The organism is Pseudomonas sp. WC2401, assembly GCF_041200115.1.
Classification (GTDB): Bacteria; Pseudomonadota; Gammaproteobacteria; order Pseudomonadales; family Pseudomonadaceae; genus Aquipseudomonas; species Aquipseudomonas fragi.
In genome coordinates this window covers 5,091,371-5,108,224 of sequence record NZ_CP165623.1, presented here as the reverse complement: position 1 = coordinate 5,108,224, position 16,854 = coordinate 5,091,371, and the positions used below count along the sequence as shown (strand labels likewise).

General features: G+C 60.1%; 14 protein-coding genes, 1 other RNA gene and 1 pseudogene. 5 read left to right on the top strand and 11 right to left on the bottom strand.

The genetic code is table 11. The features are described from left to right. Window position 1 precedes the first annotated feature (1 nt). Entirely contained in the window at window positions 2-883 is an 882-nt protein-coding gene (locus AB3G35_RS23525) for an EamA family transporter (protein ID WP_203304693.1), read from the top strand. A gap of 43 nt (window positions 884-926) precedes the next feature. On the opposite strand, the gene AB3G35_RS23520 is transcribed toward AB3G35_RS23525, so the two are convergent. From AB3G35_RS23520 to AB3G35_RS23510, 3 genes are all read right to left on the bottom strand, one after another. Continuing rightward, window positions 927-1,310, bottom strand: a complete 384-nt coding sequence (locus AB3G35_RS23520) for a VOC family protein (RefSeq protein ID WP_134051176.1) — start codon at window positions 1,308-1,310, stop codon at window positions 927-929. A gap of 81 nt (window positions 1,311-1,391) precedes the next feature. Next, complete coding sequence (locus AB3G35_RS23515; RefSeq protein WP_169911249.1) at window positions 1,392-2,342, bottom strand: D-2-hydroxyacid dehydrogenase; 951 nt, start codon at window positions 2,340-2,342, stop codon at window positions 1,392-1,394. Next, on the bottom strand, window positions 2,339-3,010 hold the full coding sequence (locus tag AB3G35_RS23510) for an RraA family protein (protein ID WP_369782768.1): 672 nt from the start codon (window positions 3,008-3,010) through the stop codon (window positions 2,339-2,341). Before AB3G35_RS23510 ends, AB3G35_RS23515 begins: the two co-directional genes overlap by 4 nt. Window positions 3,011-3,193: 183 nt before the next feature. Here AB3G35_RS23510 and AB3G35_RS23505 point away from each other — a divergent pair, with 183 nt between their 5' ends. Beyond that, entirely contained in the window at window positions 3,194-4,099 is a 906-nt protein-coding gene (locus tag AB3G35_RS23505; protein ID WP_134051174.1) for a LysR family transcriptional regulator, read from the top strand. A gap of 213 nt (window positions 4,100-4,312) precedes the next feature. Here AB3G35_RS23505 and AB3G35_RS23500 read toward each other — a convergent pair. Continuing rightward, a pseudogene (locus tag AB3G35_RS23500) lies at window positions 4,313-5,520 on the bottom strand (pyridoxal phosphate-dependent aminotransferase). Between the two features lie 431 nt (window positions 5,521-5,951). Between AB3G35_RS23500 and AB3G35_RS23495 the strand changes: the two are divergent. Genes AB3G35_RS23495 through AB3G35_RS23485 form a run of 3 tightly spaced genes read left to right on the top strand, consistent with a single transcriptional unit; the run spans window position 5,952 to window position 9,048 of the window. Continuing rightward, a complete protein-coding gene (locus tag AB3G35_RS23495) occupies window positions 5,952-6,728 on the top strand; it encodes a hypothetical protein (protein ID WP_369782179.1) in 777 nt (258 codons plus the stop codon). Then, window positions 6,725-8,374: a hypothetical protein gene (locus AB3G35_RS23490; RefSeq protein ID WP_106116483.1), complete on the top strand. Its 1,650-nt coding sequence runs from the start codon at window positions 6,725-6,727 to the stop codon at window positions 8,372-8,374. The genes AB3G35_RS23495 and AB3G35_RS23490 overlap by 4 nt, the downstream gene beginning before the upstream one ends. A gap of 32 nt (window positions 8,375-8,406) precedes the next feature. Beyond that, complete coding sequence (locus tag AB3G35_RS23485; RefSeq protein WP_369782178.1) at window positions 8,407-9,048, top strand: glycine zipper domain-containing protein; 642 nt, start codon at window positions 8,407-8,409, stop codon at window positions 9,046-9,048. A gap of 111 nt (window positions 9,049-9,159) precedes the next feature. Here AB3G35_RS23485 and ssrA read toward each other — a convergent pair. The 7 genes from ssrA to AB3G35_RS23450 all read right to left on the bottom strand — a co-directional run bounded on the left by ssrA (window position 9,160) and on the right by AB3G35_RS23450 (window position 16,836). Beyond that, window positions 9,160-9,551, bottom strand: a transfer-messenger RNA (tmRNA) gene (gene ssrA, locus AB3G35_RS23480). 73 nt (window positions 9,552-9,624) lie between these two features. Continuing rightward, window positions 9,625-9,906, bottom strand: coding sequence for a hypothetical protein (locus AB3G35_RS23475; RefSeq protein WP_016783464.1), 282 nt, complete (start codon window positions 9,904-9,906; stop codon window positions 9,625-9,627). 200 nt (window positions 9,907-10,106) lie between these two features. Then, window positions 10,107-10,871 carry an SDR family NAD(P)-dependent oxidoreductase gene (locus AB3G35_RS23470; protein ID WP_315246547.1) on the bottom strand — a complete coding sequence of 255 codons (765 nt, stop codon included), beginning with the start codon at window positions 10,869-10,871 and terminating at the stop codon, window positions 10,107-10,109. 208 nt (window positions 10,872-11,079) lie between these two features. Continuing rightward, on the bottom strand, window positions 11,080-13,890 hold the full coding sequence (locus AB3G35_RS23465; protein WP_369782177.1) for an FAD-binding and (Fe-S)-binding domain-containing protein: 2,811 nt from the start codon (window positions 13,888-13,890) through the stop codon (window positions 11,080-11,082). Then, window positions 13,887-14,558: an LUD domain-containing protein gene (locus AB3G35_RS23460; protein WP_016783461.1), complete on the bottom strand. Its 672-nt coding sequence runs from the start codon at window positions 14,556-14,558 to the stop codon at window positions 13,887-13,889. The genes AB3G35_RS23465 and AB3G35_RS23460 overlap by 4 nt, the downstream gene beginning before the upstream one ends. Further along, window positions 14,555-16,015, bottom strand: coding sequence for a LutB/LldF family L-lactate oxidation iron-sulfur protein (locus tag AB3G35_RS23455; protein WP_369782176.1), 1,461 nt, complete (start codon window positions 16,013-16,015; stop codon window positions 14,555-14,557). The genes AB3G35_RS23460 and AB3G35_RS23455 overlap by 4 nt, the downstream gene beginning before the upstream one ends. After that, entirely contained in the window at window positions 16,012-16,836 is an 825-nt protein-coding gene (locus AB3G35_RS23450) for a (Fe-S)-binding protein (protein WP_369782175.1), read from the bottom strand. Before AB3G35_RS23450 ends, AB3G35_RS23455 begins: the two co-directional genes overlap by 4 nt. Window positions 16,837-16,854 lie beyond the last annotated feature (18 nt).

Sequence of the window (16,854 nt, the reverse complement as noted above, 5' to 3'; positions counted from 1 at the left end):
TATGCAAAAGAAACATCTGTTCCTTGCCGTGCTGGTGACGGCCGTTTGGGGGCTTAACTTTCCCGTCACCAAACTGGGTCTGGCAGCTATTGATCCGCTGTTACTTACGGCATTGCGTTTTACCCTGGCGGCTTTGCCGTGGGTGTTTTTTGTCAAACGCCCGCCGATTGCCATCAAGTGGCTGGCCGCTTATGGCCTGATTTTTGGCGTGGCCATGTGGGCCATGATCAATCTGGGTATTGAATGGGGCGTGCCGCCAGGAACCGCCGCGCTGCTGATCCAGTTCAGTGCCTTTTTCACGATGGGCTGGGGCGTCCTGCTGTTTCGCGAGCAACTGAGCTACGCGCAGATGCTGGGCATGGGGCTCGCAGTGCTGGGGCTGATCAGCATCATCCTGGCCAGCCCCGGCCAGGGCACGACCTTGGGCTATGCCTTGCTGCTGGTCAGTGCATTGAGCTGGAGTGTCGGCAACGTCATCATCAAACAGTCAAAAGTGCGGGAAATGTTTGCCTTTGTGGTCTGGGCTAGTGTGTTCCCGCCACTTCCCTTGCTGTTGCTCACTTGGCTGGCACATGGCTCTGCGCCGTTTACCGCGCTGGTCACGCACTTTGAGTGGGTGGCGTTGTTTTCGCTGTTGTTTCAGGTCTACGCGGCGACGCACTTCTGTTATTGGGGCTGGAATCTGTTGCTGCGCGAGTACCCGGTGTCGAGGGTCGCGCCGCTGTCGTTGCTGATTCCGGTATTTGGCCTCGCGGGTTCAATGCTGATACTGGGGCACAGGGTGGGGGCCTCTGAAGGCGTTTCGATTGCGCTGATTCTTTCGGCGCTGGTGGTGGGGTTGCTCAAGTGGCCGCGGGGTTTGCGCCTGCTGCCTCGGCAGTAGGCCCGATCCTGTGCGTGGCAGTCTCGGGCCTGTCCTGGGCGACTCAGCTGGGGTGCAGTTCGGAAAGTTCGATCAAGTTCAAATCCGGGTCGCGCAGGTAAACCGAACGAATCTTGCCTGTTGCACCGGTCCGCAGCACCGGTCCTAGAATGATCGGCCAGTGCTCTGTTTGCAGGTGAGCAATAACCTGGTCCAGGCTTATGCTGGTAATAAAGCACAGGTCGAGCGCCCCGGAGACGGGGAGGTGCGCCTTGGGTTCGAACTCATGCCCGCGAACATGAATGTTGATCTTCTGGTTGCCAAAATGGAGCGCCATCCGACCCTCGCCAAACGCTTCGAAGTGCATGCCGAGGACGCGGATATAGAAGTCTTTGCAGGCCTCCAGATTAACGGTGGTCAGTACCAGGTGATCGAGATGGTGAATCATGGGCTTGCTCCAGAAAACAGTGGGTTCAAGGTAGACAGGTGTTGCGCGATTAAACGTAAAGCCGGGTGCTGACGAGGGGTTTCAGACCCGGTTTGCCGGCTCGCCACGCACAAATGCTTCGATGTTATCGATCAACTGGTCAGCCAGGCCTTGCACGGCTTCATCACTTGCCCACGCCACATGCGGAGTGAGAATAAAGTCGTTGCGATCAACCAGTTTCATCAATGGATGATCCGGGGCAGGCGGTTCTGTCATCACCACATCAAAGCCTGCTCCAGAAATGTGCCCTGCCTCCAGCGCCGGCCCCACAGCACTTTCGTCAACCAGCCCCCCGCGCGCAGTATTGATCAGCAAGGGCTTGCGGCGCATCAGCGCAAACTCGGGGGCACCGATCATGTTGCGAGTTTCAGGCAACAGCGGGCAGTGCAGGGTCAGGATGTCGGCTTCAGCGAGTGTCTGCTCAAACGGCACATACAGCGAACCGAGGCCGCTATGGCCTTTGTAGCCGGCAAATATCACCCGCATACCCAGCCCGCGTGCCATGTTGGCGACGGCCTGGCCCAGCACGCCATCGCCGATGATGCCAATCGTGGAGCCTGCCAGGTCCTTGATCGGATAGTCGAAGAAGCAGAACTGTTGCGCTTCTTGCCAGCGGCCCCTTCGTACCGCTTCACGATAGGCGCAAATACTTCTGCGCAAGGCAAAGATCAGGGCAAAGGTGTGCTCCGGCACCGTGTTGACGGCGTAGTTGCGAATGTTGCTGACAACGATGCCGCGGGCCTGGCACGCAGCAATATCGACGTTATCTGTACCCGTCGCGGCAATCGCCACCAGGCGAAGTTTGGGTGCGGTTGCGATCGTCTCTGCCGTCAGCTTGACCTTGTTGAGTACAACGATATCGGCAGCGGCGATGCGATCAGCCACTTCTTCGGCTGCCGTGCGCCCCCAGGACTGGATTTCATGCCGGAATGAGGGCGTGCGCAGCACGGTCTGCGGCGACAGCGTGTCGCGGTCAAGAATGACGATCTTCATGCCTTGTAACCCTGGCGTTCCAGTTGGGCGTCAATCCAGGTGGTATCCAGGCGCCCCTCTGCGATTTCTTGAACGATCACCTTTTCTGCTGCGCACTTGGTCAGCGCGGCGTCCAGGATGTATTGCGCAGAATCAAAGGGTACGCAAAGCAAACCGTCAGCATCTCCGAGCATCAGGTCACCCGGGTTGATGACCATGCCGCCGATTGCAATCGGCACATTGATTTCACCAGGCCCGTCTTTGTACGGCCCCCGATGGGTAACCCCGGCAGCATAGACCGCAAAGGTGCCTGCCTGGATGGCATCGAGGTCGCGAATGGCACCGTTGAGCACGATGCCGCCCAGGCCTCGCTTGATCGCCGTGGCCACCATCAACTCGCCCATCAGTGCGTTGGTAAGGTCGCCCCCACCGTCAACCACAATCACGTCACCGGGTTGTGCCAGATGCAAAGCCTTGTGGATCATCAGGTTGTCACCCGGGCGTGCTTTCACGGTAAACGCAGGCCCAACCATCCCCCCGGCTTTGTGATACGGGCGCAGATGGGCGCCGCCAGCGATCATGCGGCCCATGCAGTCACTGACGTTGGCAACCGGCACAGAGCGGAAGCCTTCGATCAGTGCTGCGGGCAGTTGGCGTGTACGCGGGAGGATTCGAAATCCGATCATTATTATTTCCCATCTTGACGGGGTGAGCGGCCGACGAGGTGACAGCCGTTGGGGCCAGGTGTGGATGCGAACCGCTTTACAGCTGAGCGATTGGAATCGGTGTCACCTGTGGATTGACGTCACTCTAGGAGAAGGCTCAGCATGTAAAAAGCGAATTTAACAAGACTATAAAGTTCGATAAAAGCGATGAATCCGATGACTTTTAAACAGCTGGAAGCGTTCTACTGGGCCGCTACATGCGGGAGCTTCGCCATCGCTTCCGAGAAGCTGCATATCTCGCAATCGTCGCTATCAAAACGTCTGGCCGAACTGGAGACAGCGCTAAAGCGGCCGCTGTTTAATCGGGATGGGCGCAGAGCCGTGCTGACGGCAGATGGTCGAGCCTTGCTGCCCCGCGCCAAGGCATTGTTGAATCATGCGGATGAAGTGGTGGCTTCTGTCGGCGCGGCGCAAGCCATCCAGGGCCGTTGCAGGTTCGGAGTAGGGGAAATCGCCGCCTCATCCTGGTTGCCGAAACTGGTTTCAGCGCTTCGCACACGGCATCCTCAACTCAAACTCGAGCCTTATGTGAACCTGGGCGTGGAACTGGAATCCAGTCTCCTGAGCGGAAAACTGGACGCGGCCATTATCGCGCGACCCTCTTCGCACCCGGCGCTGGCATCCGTTCTGCTGGCCCAGGCGGAATACATATGGGTAGCGGCCCCGGATGTCATCAAGCCGGGGTGCCTGGTCGAAGAGATTGTCGGGGAATTGCCGGTGGTCACGATGGCCCCGCATGCCGGTTCAACCCGCTTGCTCGACGACTGGTGCCGCGAGTCAGGCGCGGTAGCCTGTGACATCATCGAGTCCAACAGCATGGCAACCATTGCCGGCTTGATCTCGGCGGGTATTGCCATTGGTTACTTGCCCCGTGGCTGGCTCAAGCCCATGTTGCAAAACAAGGCCGTCATTCCCATGCCCAGCAACACCCCCCTCAAGAAGCTGGAGTACCGATTTTATTGGCGGCAGGACGATTCCCGGCCGGTGATTGCAGCCTTGCGGGAAATGTCGCTGAAAGCTGTGGATTACGACACGCCGTTTCTTATGCTTTGAGCCCGCCATTCAGCGCTGGCTGGCGTGCTGCGCTGCGCCTCTTGCCATTTAGCAATGACGAGCGGCGCCAGCACGACCCAGGGCATTGAGTGTGGTCGTGTACAGGCCAGCTGTGACTGGGGGCAGGGCATGAAGATGGGGCCCGTGCCCGGCTTGAGCGCGTGACCCATCAGCAGAAGTAGTGCCCCCTGCCTTGCGGCGATCAGGTGGCGATCAGCGCAAAGCCTCGCAGGCACGACGGATACGTGCGCAACCGTCCTGGATCACTGCTTCGCTGCTGGCAAAAGACAAGCGCACATAAGGGCTGCTGCCATAAGCCTCGCCCACGACCGTGGCAACGGCGCCATCCTCAAGCCAGTACTTGACGACATCGGCGTCGGTGCTGAGCACTTGCCCGCTAGGCGTGTTTTACCCAGCAGCCCTTTGACGTTGACGAACAAGTAGAAAGCCCCGTCCGGCACTGTGTGGGTCAGGCCAGGGACGCCCTCAAGTGCAACCTGCATGATGTCCCTGCGGCCCTTGTAGAGCCTGGCCATTGCCTTGACCGGGGCCTGATCCCCGGTAAACGCCGCGACAGCCGCCGCCTGGCTTATGGAGCTTGGGCACGTGGTGCTCTGGGAGAGCAGCTTGCCCATCGCCGAGATCAGCCATTTCGGCCCTGCGCCGAAGCCCAGGCGCCAGCCAGTCATGGCATACCCTTTGGAAGCCCCGTTGACAATCAGCATACGCTCCTTCAGGTCCGGGGCAGCTGCCGGGAATGAGGTAAAGGGTTGATCGCCATAGATGAAGTGCTCATAGATTTCGTCAGCCATGATCAACACCTGCGGGTGATCACCCAGCACCTGGGCCAGCGCTTGCAGCTCGGCAAGGGTGTAAACAGCACCGCTGGGGTTATTGGGGCTGTTGAGGATGACCCACTTGGTACGAGGCGTTATCGCCTGTTCAAGCTGGGCGGCCGTCAGCTTGAAACCGTTGTCTTCATGGCCCTGGATAACGACCGGGGTTCCGCCATTCAGGCGGGTGATATCCGGGTAGGAAACCCAGTAGGGCGCATGGACGATAACCTCGTCCCCAGGATTGAGGGTAGCCGCCAGCGCTTCAAAAATGACCTGCTTGCCGCCCGATGCGGCCACCACCTCTTCAATGCTGTACTCCAGGCCATTGTCACGGGCGAGTTTGGCGACGATGGCCTTGCGCAGGGCAGGGGTGCCCAGCGTGTGGGTGTAGTGAGTATCGCCGGACTCCATCGCTTGGCGTGCGGCCTCAACGATATGCGCCGGTGTGTTGAGGTCAGGCTCACCCACTGTAAAGTTGACGATGTCCCGGCCTTCTGCGCGAAGCTGCGCCACCAGGGCGTTGGCGGCGATACTCGGGGATGGGGCAATACTCAGCACTCGCCTGGACAAAAACGCGTCGTTCATTTTGTTTTTTCTCGCAGCAAACGGGTTTGAACCAAGGCGTTGTTGTTCCGCAACAGACCAGCAGATCCATGGGATGCACCCTGGGTTTACGGTCAAGCCGCCGGCGCTGAGGTTCAGTTCGCCGCGTGGAGGAGAGGCGCGATACCAAGCCCTCAGCGCTGGAGCATGCTCACCGTGGGGCCGATCTTAGGCTGATCAGAAATATACGTTTAGCGACATTTAATGATGATGAACCATCGCTTTTAGTGATGTTTTTTTAGCCATGCTCCTGCTTGAGCCTTCGCGGTCGGGATGCAACAGGCTGCCAGTGAGCAAGTTGTGCACGGTTCGTGAGGCAACGGGGTTATGGCGAATTAATGGCTTTGTGCTAGCATCGCCGCGCGTAGCCGGACTCTCGGCTCGCCCAGGAATCCGGTTAAGGAAGACACACGTTGAAACCCATCAAAGCGCTGCGAGTACAGGCCAATCGGCTTGCTCGCGGTTTGATGCTTGTCCTGCTGTGCAGCGCGTTCGGGGTGCAGGCTGACCAGGTGATCGGTCGCTTCAACTCGGTGGCGGGGCCTTTCAGTCACATGGAAACCCCGGCAGGCAAAGCCTACTTGAACCTGCATGAGCGCAAGGTGCAGGTGCAACTGCCCGACGACTGGCGTGAAAGCACCGTTGAAACCACGATGGAACTGGACGGCGACACGGCGGTGGTCATGAGCTACAGCACCGCCCAGTGCGAGTCGCAGACTGCTCTGGTGGTGATCTCCGGGAACACCGCCTGGGGCCCTTACCGACTGGGGGGCTGTGGCGACGTGCTGGCTTTCCAGCGCAGTGAAGACGGCAAGAGTTTCGTCGCCATGCAAATGAAAGGTCGTAGCTCTGAAGCCTGGACCTATTCCTCCAAGGACAAGAATTTCCGTGGGCCGATGAAAGTCGACCTGCCGGGGTTGCTGCATGCCCTATCCAAGGCCCGGCCGGCGGTTGCCGATACAGCGGCGGCCAAACCGGCCCCGCCGCGCACCGCGCCGTCTACACCGCCACCGACCAAACCGCTGGCGCGCGAGCCAGCCCAGGCCCCCAAGCCTGCTGTCAAGGCGTCGATCCCTTCTGCGCTGCCGCAGCCGGTAGCCAATGCGGTCGTCGAACATGCCCAGGCCACTACACCGCCCAGGCGCCGAGTGGAGATCAACCTGATCTCCAGGGTGGAGACCCGGTCGTGACCAGCCTGACACCGTTTCAGCGATTGGCTTCCCGTGCGCAGCGCCACACGCCGGTCAGGGCGTTGATGCACTGGCTGCGCCAGGACAAACAGCCCCTGCCACGGCGCCAGGAGCGGCTGCTGGCCCTGGTGATGCTGACCCTGACGCTGCTGTACCTGATGGTTGAAATGGGATTCAACGCCCGTTTGCTCGACGTGGTCGGTGGTCTGGCCAGCCACCACCAGGTGGAGTCCATCGAATTCTACGGGCGCTTGATTGCCGGTACGGCGGTGGCCCTGCTGGGGTTGGGCATGGTGCTGAAGAAGAGTTTGCGCCTGGGCTGGAGCCGTCTGCGCACGACAATCTGGGCGGCCCTGGTGATCGTCGGTTGCATCGGTACCACCTACTTTGCGCAATTGGCGCTGGTCAATCACCTGGTGGATCGCTCGACGCCCGATGAGCGGGCGCGCGCGGCCCTGGGTGTGCCGATGACGTACTTGATGATGCACCACGACTTCAAACTGACCGGCCTTAACCTCACACCCGAGGATCTGCAGCGCCCCGAAGGCAAGACCTTGCTGGCGACGTTTCCGATCATGCTGCTGTCGGCAGATCACCTGACCGAGAGCATCAAGCAGCAGGCGCAGCCGTTCTTCGAGTTGTTCGCCGAAACCGTGCGCGGCGATGCCGAGGTCAGCTATCGCCACTACCAGGACTCCCTTGCCGAACTGAACGAAAGCTATCGCCAGTACCAGCAGGGCAGCAGCCGTTACCTGGAAGCGATCAGCGCGGCTTCCATCGCCCGCCACCAGCAACAGGCCTGGAGCGACTATGTGCAGAACCTCAAGCAACGCAATCGCCGCCTGACCCCCAACAACGTGCCCCGGCGCCATGCCCACACGGTACGCCAGTCGCTGCGCGAGAAAGGCATCAACGTGGCCGACGACTGGCGGCCCAATGACCGCGCCGGTTTCAATCAGGCCGTGGCCCGGCGTGTGCAACTGCAGGCCCGCAGTACCTATGCCGCCGGCCTGGTCTCGGTCGACCGATGGATCGATCCGGGCTTGGCGCGCGCACAGTTTTTTGCGCAATTGCCGATCCAGAACAAGTGGCGCGACGCCTTGCACTTGCCGTACTTGATCACCTTGCAACCCGACCTGTCGCCCGGCGGTTTCGAGCAAACCGTGTACCGGCCGACCATCAGCTACGATGCCAAGCAATTGATCGAAGACCGCCTGGTCGACCCGCAGAACTACCGCGACAGAGGCGAAAAAGCGCAGATCGGTCGTGACAGCTACCGGGCGCTGATTGTGCCGATGATCGCCCTGTTGTTTTCCCTGCTCGGTGCCTTCACCCACATCTTCAAGTGCCTGGGTTTTTTCACCCGCACGCTGTGCTATGTCCCGCCGAGGCTTTATATGCTCGCCTTCGCTGGCTATGCGCTGGTGGTGTTGACGGTGCCGATGTACTGGACCAACAAAGTGACCGAGCAGCCGCTGTTTCTCGACCTCAAACAGCAGAACGGCTCTGCGCTGGGGCCGATGGGCTGGATCATTGCCCATAGCGTGCAGTGGACGGCGCAGGTCCAGCCGGTGTTTTACCCGCTCAACGAACGGGTGCGCCAGCAACTGCTCGGGGGCCTGACCTACGGTTATCAGCCCCAATGAATGTTTATCTTCAATCCCGAAAGGAGTCGCCCTTGTCGCGCGCACGTGCTGTATCGACCGTATTGCTTGCCTGCACCGGTTTGTTGTTGAGTGGATGCCAGAACTCGCCCTTGGGCAGCACGGCGGTTGGCGGCGTGCTCGGTTGCATTGGCGGTGCGGCGATTGCGGCCGGGACCGGCGGCCACCCGGGCACCGGTTGCGCCATTGGCGCGGCCCTGGGAGCGCCGACGGGCTACTATGTGGGCCGTCAGAAAGACCTGGAAAGCGCCCGGCAGGCCAAAGCCGCCATCGAGCGCCAGTCGAGTGATGTCGCTGTGGTCCAACTGAAGACCCGCCAGGAAGCGGTGCCGGCAGACAAGCGCAATGACGTGGGTGCCGCGAGTGTTGAAAGCGTGGACTCGATGCAGGTCAACGTGCCGCAGACCCTGGTGAAAAAGCGAGACCAGCGCCTCAAGCAGCCGCTGTCACAAGTGGGCAACTACGTGTCCAGTGCCAGCAGCAAGGCCAACATCGTCGTCACCACCCGCAGCAAGAGCGACTTCAACTACATCGTCACCAACATCAAGAAGGGTTATACCGGCAAGGTCTCGCCAGACAAGGTGACCTACGAGTACCGCGAATTGACGCGTGGCACCCAATCGGCGATCCAGGTGATGCCTAGCGCCCAGGCGTAAGGTTTCAGACAACGGGTGGCAAGGACGCATCGCCAGAAACAAGAAAGCCCGCACGGGGCGGGCTTCTTGAGGTGTTGCTCAGACTGTCTGAGACAGGTCTGGACAGCTATTTGGTGGAGCCGGGGGGATTTGAACCCCCGTCCGCCAGTACTCCGCTGTCGGTACTACATGCTTAGCCGTTTCTATTAAGTTAACCCTCAGCGACCCGAAGGGCAGGGTGCTTTGGGCGAGTTGTGTAAGTTTTAGCCGATTCGTCCACAACGTACTGCACGGCGATCCTGTTCTATATGACAATCACTTCAGGTTTACAGGCATCCCCTAGTGATTGCTGGACCCGAAGGTACCAGGAGGATGGCTAAGGCAGCTTACGCTGCGAGAGCTTGACCCTCGTAGGTTTCGTCATTGGCAACTATAGAAAGTTGCAACAGTGGATTTACGAGTTCTGTTACCAACTCGGCATGCACCTAGAGTTTCGCAACCGGCGTCGAATCCTAAACGGCCCCGATGCCTGCTGTGTGTAACCAGCAAGCTAGCGGAGTCTACGCCTTTCTGATGCAGAAGGCCAACCCAAAGGGCTTACTCACCACCTTTGTTGTTGTTGGCGATGTCCTGCAGCACTTGAGTGGTCAGTGAAATGCAGGCCTGGGTGCCTTCTTTGGTGCCTTTGGATTGTTCTTCCTTGGCCTGGGCTACGGTGCTGTCGATGTTGTCTTGCAAGTCAGAGCTGATTTCGCCAGAGCTGGCGACTGCATCATTGATCTTTTGCAGGTTGATCTGGCAAAGGTCTTCTGCCGCAAACACCGGGGAGGCCAACATCACAGCGGAAATAAACAGACCAGCAAGAGCGGTACGCTTCATGGGGAAAACTCCTTGTGCACATGGTAGGCCCGGTGCTTCCAGGCTCGGTTTTATGCCCCGATTTTCGGGGCTAAAGCTAAATGACTATAGCTGTGCTCCGGAGTTTTGCTTTGATTTGGCCATCGGCAGGACTTTTTTTTTACCCGCAAACGCTGCGTTTTGTGGACCGTATTGGTTTGCCCTGACAGGCATTCAAACGCTTACGCAGTGGTCGAGCCGCCATTGAGCGCGATGACCTGGCCGGTTAGCCAGGATGCTTCGTCAGAGCTCAAAAAGGCCACCGCAGCGCCCACGTCTTCAGGGGTGCCCGCGCGTCCCATCGCGGTGCCGGCCTTGGCCACCTCGTCGTAGCCAAAATTGTTCATGCAGCCCAGCGACAGCGCATTGGCGGTGACGCCACTGCGTCCGACTTCGTGGGACAGTTGACGCATAAATCCCAGGGCCGCTGCTTTGGCCGCCGCATAGTCGCTCAGGCCGTAGCTCAGGCCAAGGCGCCAGGATTCAGAGCTGATGATGACGATACGGCCGTGCTTGCGCTCGCACATGCCATCCACCACCAGGCGTGTCAGGCCTAGAATGGCGCGCAGGTTGAGGTCCAGCTGGCGCTCGAAGTCGCTGTCCGCCAGGTCCTTGAACTGGCGCAGCGAGCCGGGCATGCCTGGCGGCACACCGGCGTTGTTGACCAGTATGTCGATCTCGCCAAAGGTCTCGCGTGCGGTGGCCACAATCTGTTCACGCACAGAGGCCTGGGTGATGTCACCGGGAGCGGCGCATACTTCCAGGCCTTCGGCTTGCAGGGCCTTGGCGCTGCTTTCGGCGCGCTCGGCATAAAAATCGTTGATGACCACGCGAGCGCCTTGTGTGGCCAGTGCGCGAACGATGCCCAGCCCCATGCCTTGCCCCGACCCTGTGACCAGCGCCACTCGACCCGACAAATCAAACAAGCGATCTTTGGAAGTGTTCATGCGCACCCTTTTATTGGTAACGAATGGCCGGGACGGCCATGACTGTGATGGCGATTTTTGTTCCGGTACTACCGTTTCGCTACCTCTGTTTGGACGATGAAGGCAGTGCCTGAGGTCTGATCATCAGGGCGAGCAATGCAGGTGGTTTTTGGCCGGGGGCGCGCTTGTCTCGGGGCTTTCGAGCAAGCGCGCCCAGCCTGTCGGGGGGTTACAACGCCTTGGCGCCCGTTACCCGGTCCACCAGGTAAACCAGGCCGTGGTAATCAATGCCACCATGCTGGCTCAGGCCGATTTCACAGGTGCGGCTGGTGGAGATGCCTTCGCTGCAATATTGCACTGCGTCTTTCAAGGTGCGCAGCGAGTGGGCGTTCAGCTCGGGGGTGGTGAAGCCCTTGTCGCCGGCAAAGCCGCAGCAATGGATACCTTCCGGGATCACCACGTCGGTGCTGCACAGTCGCGCAATATCGATCAGGGCCTGGCTTTCGCCCAAGTGCTGGGTGCTGCAGGTGACATGCACGGCAATCGGCGCGGTTTGCGGGGTGAAGTTCAACTTATCCACAAGGTGGGTGCGAATAAAGCGTACCGGGTCGTACAGGTCGAGGCGGCTTTCGCCCAGGTCCTGCACCAGGCGCAGGGTGCAGGGGCTGGTGTCGCAGTAGATCGGGTCAAGCCCGCCACGGCTGGCATGCAGCAGGGCGCCGATCAGTTCCTGGCGCTTGTGCTCGGCCTGTTCGTTGTAGCCTTTGGACGCAAACGGCTGGCCGCAACACAGGCTGTCCATATTGTCTGGGAACACCACTTGGTAACCGGCTTTTTCAAGCAGGCCGCGGGTTTTGTCCAGCAGCGACATTTGTTCCTTGTCACCTGCCGCCGGGCCCATGACCCGTGACACGCACGCCGCCAGGTAGACCACGCGCGGGCGGGCATCCTTGACCGGCGGGGTAAAGCGGATCGCCCGTTCTGGCTGGGGCATGGCGTTTGTCCACAAGGGCACGCGGCCTTTACTGGCTTTGCTCAGGGCAGATGATATTTTTGCCAGACGCGGCGCGCCCAGCAGCATGCGCGCACCGTTGGCTACATGCAGGGTAAAGCGTGCCCCCTGCAGCGCGGTGGTGAAATGATTGGCCAGCCAGTCAGCCGTTTTGACACTGTCAGCGCTGCGTGCGCGGAGTTTTTTCACCAATTCGCCGGTATTGATGCCTACCGGGCAGCGTTGCGCGCATAAACCGGTGGCTGCGCAGGTATCAATGCCTTGATAGGCGTAGGCCTTTTCCAGCTCAGTGGTGTCGATACCCGCGCGCTTCCTGGCCTGGATATCGCGCCAGATCACAATCCGCTGCCGCGGGCTGAGGGTCAGCCCCTTGGACGGGCACACCGGTTCGCAAAAACCGCACTCGATGCACTTATCCACAATCTCGTCCGCCGCAGGCATCGGCTTGAGGTGTTTGAGGTGGATATGCGGGTCTTCGCTGAGCACCACGTCGGGGTTGAGAATGCCCTGGGGGTCGAGCAAACGCTTGAGTGCCCACATCAATTGGTAAGCGTCGCTGCCCCATTCCAGCTCGACAAAGGGCGCCATATTGCGTCCGGTGCCGTGCTCGGCCTTGAGCGAGCCGCCGAACTCCACCGCCACCAGCTGCGCGACGTCATCCATAAAGGCTTGGTAGCGCGCCACTTCCTCGGGGTTGTTGAAGCCCTGGGTGAAGACGAAGTGCAGGTTGCCTTCGAGCGCGTGGCCAAACAGGATCGCTTCGTCGTAGTGGTGCTTGTCGAACAGCTCGATCAGGCGGTTGACGCCGATGGCCAGTTGCTCGACCGGGAAGGTCACGTCTTCGATGATCACCGTGGTGCCGGTTTTGCGCACCGCCCCGACGGCCGGGAAGGTGTCTTTGCGGATCGCCCACAGCTTGGCGTTTTCTTTTGGGTCTTCGGTGAAGTCGATCTGTTTTTCAACCGGGAAATCAGCCAGCGAGGCCATGATGTGTGCCAGTTGCTCGTGCAGTAAGCTCTGCGATGCGGCGCGAGACTCGATCAATAGCGCGCAGGCATTGGCCGACAGTTGTTGTACGAAAGCCGGCATGCCGGGTTTGTCCTGCACCGAGCGCAGGCTGCGGCGGTCGAGCAGCTCGACGGCAGACACGGGCTGGTTTTTAAGGACGGTTACCGCGTTGCAGCAGGTCTCGACATCCGGAAACACGATCAGCGCCGAAGCCTTGTGCGGATGGTCGATCACGGTGTCGTAGGTCACCGAGCTTATAAAGCCCAGGGTGCCTTCGCTGCCCACCAGCAGGTGGCTGAGGATATCCAGCGGGTCGTCGAAATCCACCAGGGCATTCAGCGACAGGCCGGTGGTGTTTTTCAGACGGTATTTGTGGCGAATTTTTGCAGCCAGTTCGGCGTTAGCGCGGGTTTCACGGGCCAATGTTCCAAGCTGTTCGAGCAAGAGGGCGTGGCTTTGGCGAAAGGCGGCGACATTGGCCGCGTCTTCAGTGTCGACTCGGGTGCCGTCGGCCAGCACTACGCGCAGGCCGGCCAGGGTGTGGTAGGTGTTTTGTGCCGTGCCGCAACACATGCCACTGGCATTGTTGGCGACAATACCGCCAATTTTGCAGGCGTTGATCGACGCAGGGTCAGGGCCAATCTTGCGTCCGAATGGCGCGAGCCAGGCATTGGCCTGCGCGCCGATAACTCCCGGTTGCAGGCGGATCTGCTTGCCCTGGCCGCGGATTTCCTTGCCGTTCCAGTTGTCGCCGAGCACGATCAGCACCGAGTCGCTGATGGCCTGGCCAGACAAGCTGGTGCCAGCAGCGCGGAAGGTCACCGATACCTGATCGCGACGGGCCAGGCGCAACAGCTCGACCACTTCGTCTTCGGACTCAACGCGAATCACCAGCTTGGGGATCAACCGATAAAAGCTCGCATCGGTGCCGAACGCCAGGGTCGACAGCGCATCGGTAAAACGACGGTCCTCGGGGATCAGCCGCTCGGCATCCCGCACAAAGGCAGCGGGCAGGCTCATGCATCCTCCAGGATCAACACGATCAGGTCTTTCGGGCCGTGGGCGCCATAGGCCAGTACTTGCTCGATATCAGCGGTTTTCGACGGGCCGGACACTAATAGCGCATTGGTCGGCATGCCGGCGGTCCAGTTCATTTCACGCTGCACCTGATAAAAGTTGTCACGGATTTCGCTGGCCTTGAGCAGGGCAAAATGCACCGGCGGCACCAGGCTCATCAGTCGTGGTTCTTCCGGGGTTGGCCACATGATCAGGCTACCGGTGGCGGCAATTGCACCCAGGGTGGTGGTCAAGCTGGCCGGGGTGTCGTTGAACAGTTCGGCTTTCCACGCTTCTACCGGGCGGTCGTAGGCCTTAAGTGTCGGCAGCGCAGGGTTTTGCGCCCAGTGCGCCGTCACTTTTTGCCCGTGAGGTGTAGTCGGCGCGATCAGCAGGCTCGGCAATTGCCGGTCGGTGACCAGTTGCGCCAATAGCGCAGGCCAGCCTTGTTCGGTGCTGAGGTGGATTTCAGTGTGGACCGCTTCCATCAGCTTGCGCAGTTGCGGGATACGTTGCTCCGGGGTGTAGGTCCAGGGCTCTGTGACCAGCACTTCGTCGAAGTTGTCAGGCACCGGTGTGGTGCCAGTCAGGCTTTTACGCAGTTTATTGAGGATGTTTTGCTTGGCGCTCATCGTGTTTCTCCCGACTTTTTCGCCAGATGCTCGCGGGCCATATCGTGCAGCGAACGGGCGGCAGGTTTGGGCGCGCTGTGGTTTTGCGTCCACGGGCCTACCTTGCTCGGCGTCAGGGCACGCAGGCGGGTGGCGGCCTTGAGGAAGGTGCGATAAAGGGCCGGGGAACTGTTGAGCTTGGCCCACATGTTCCAGATCAGGCGCTCTTTACGCGAATACTTGCTGCCCTGGCCGCGCATGATGCGCGGTACGGTATCGGGGGCTTTGACGTTTTCTTCGCGCAGGCGCCGCAGCAATGCCGGGATCGGAATTTTTACCGGGCACACTTCGCCACAGGCACCGCACAGCGACGAGGCGCTCGGGTGATCCGGGACTTTTTTCAGGCCTACCATATGCGGCGTGATGATCGCGCCAATCGGGCCGGGATACACCTCACCGTAGGCATGACCGCCAATGCGGGTGTAAACCGGGCAGTGATTCATGCAGGCACCGCAGCGAATGCAGTTCAGTGTCTGGCGCAATTCGCTGTCGGCAAACGCCTGGCTGCGGCCGTTGTCCAGCAGCACCAGATGCACTTCTTCAGGGCCGTCCAGTTCGCCGGGTTTGCGTGGGCCGGAGATCATATTGACGTAGGTGGTGATCGGCTGGCCGAGGGCCGAGCGGGTCAGCAAGGACAGCAGCGGTACAACGTCGCGCAGGTTCTCGACCACTTTCTCGATACCGGTGACGGCAATATGCACCGGCGGCACGGTAGTCGACATACGCCCGTTGCCTTCGTTTTCCACCAGCAGCAGGGTGCCGGTTTCAGCGACGGCAAAGTTGACGCCGGACACGCCGATATCGGCTTCAAAGAACTTCTGGCGCAGTACCCGGCGGCCGATCTGGATCAGTTGATCCACGTCCTTGGTGTATTCCACACCGAGTTTCTCGTGAAACAGGTCGGCCACTTGCCCGGCGTTTTTATGGATCGCGGGCATGATGATGTGGGACGGTTTTTCGTTGTCGAGTTGAACGATATATTCGCCCATGTCGGACTCAAGGCATTCAATGCCCTGGGCGCCGAGCACATGGTTCATCTCCATCTCTTCGCTGACCATCGACTTGCCTTTGATCACCTGTTTGGCGGCGCGGCGGCGGGCGATGGACATGACGATTTCATTGGCTTCGTCGACGGTTTCAGCCCAATGAACCTGCACGCCATTACGGGTCAGGTTGGCTTCCAGGCGTTCCAGCAGGTCAGGCAGTTTGGACAGGGCGCGGGCGCGGATGGCGTTGCCCAGGGCGCGCAGGTGTTCGCGCTCATGGGCGTCGCTGAAGGCAACAGCGCGCTTGGTCATCAGAGAATCCATTGCACTGCGGAAGTTGTTTCGCAGTTGCTTGTCACCCAGGGCTTCGTGAGCGCGCTCGCGGAAGTCTTCTTCAACCGCGACGGTGGGAATCAGGGTGCTGGCGTTCATTGGCCACCTCCGGTGCGCTGCCACAGGAAACTGGCCAGATGCTGGCCGCGCAGGGGCTCTTTCTGTTTTTCCAGCGAGCCGTTGATATTCATCAGGCAGCCGCAATCGGCGGTGAGCACTTGATGTGCACCGGTTTCAATCAAGGAGCGGGTCTTGTCGGCGACCATTGCGCCGGAAATATCCGGCATGCGTACGCTGAAGGTCCCGCCAAAACCGCAGCATTCACTTTCATGGCTGTGGTCGATGCGCTCCACATTGCTCAACTGCGCAAGCATTTCGCGACCGTGCAGGTGGGTGTTCATTTCACGGCGTGCCGAGCATGAGGTATGCAGCGCGACCTTGACCGGGGCGCCGTGGTCCTTGAACTGGACCTTGCACACAAACAGCAAAAATTCGGTGAGTTCAAAGGTGCGTTCGGCCAGGGCGTGAACCTTTTTCAGGGTCTCGGGCTCGTCCTTGAACAGGTCTTCATAGTGTTCGCGCAGCATGCCGGCGCAGGAGCCGGACGGCACGACCACCGGGTAGTCTTCGGCGAACAGGGCCAGTTGCGATCGGGCTACTTCCCGGGCCTGTTCGGTGTAACCCGAGGTGTAGGCCGGTTGGCCACAGCAGCTTTGGCCTTGCGGGTAGTCGACTTCGATACCTTCGCGCTCGATCAGGTGGATGGCGTCCATCCCGGCTTCGGGGAAGAACAGATCGACCACGCAGGTGCCGAACAGGTAAACCTTGCGCGGTTTTTGCGCGGGGTATTGGCGGGGTACAGGCAAGGGCGGGGCGACACGGGTCGCATTCGGCACGGCGTTGTAAAAAAGCTCGCTCATCAGGCGTCTCCGGGTGGT

Excerpts from the sequence above, each read along its gene's own strand:
- AB3G35_RS23525 (WP_203304693.1), top strand. The coding sequence starts at position 2 with ATGCAAAAGAAACATCTGTTCCTTGCCGTGCTGGTGACGGCCGTTTGG.
- AB3G35_RS23520 (WP_134051176.1), bottom strand. The coding sequence starts at position 1,310 with ATGATTCACCATCTCGATCACCTGGTACTGACCACCGTTAATCTGGAG.
- AB3G35_RS23515 (WP_169911249.1), bottom strand. The coding sequence starts at position 2,342 with ATGAAGATCGTCATTCTTGACCGCGACACGCTGTCGCCGCAGACCGTG.
- AB3G35_RS23505 (WP_134051174.1), top strand. The coding sequence starts at position 3,194 with ATGAATCCGATGACTTTTAAACAGCTGGAAGCGTTCTACTGGGCCGCT.
- AB3G35_RS23475 (WP_016783464.1), bottom strand. The coding sequence starts at position 9,906 with ATGAAGCGTACCGCTCTTGCTGGTCTGTTTATTTCCGCTGTGATGTTG.
- AB3G35_RS23470 (WP_315246547.1), bottom strand. The coding sequence starts at position 10,871 with ATGAACACTTCCAAAGATCGCTTGTTTGATTTGTCGGGTCGAGTGGCG.
- AB3G35_RS23465 (WP_369782177.1), bottom strand. The coding sequence starts at position 13,890 with ATGAGCCTGCCCGCTGCCTTTGTGCGGGATGCCGAGCGGCTGATCCCC.
- AB3G35_RS23460 (WP_016783461.1), bottom strand. The coding sequence starts at position 14,558 with ATGAGCGCCAAGCAAAACATCCTCAATAAACTGCGTAAAAGCCTGACT.
- AB3G35_RS23455 (WP_369782176.1), bottom strand. The coding sequence starts at position 16,015 with ATGAACGCCAGCACCCTGATTCCCACCGTCGCGGTTGAAGAAGACTTC.
- AB3G35_RS23450 (WP_369782175.1), bottom strand. The coding sequence starts at position 16,836 with ATGAGCGAGCTTTTTTACAACGCCGTGCCGAATGCGACCCGTGTCGCC.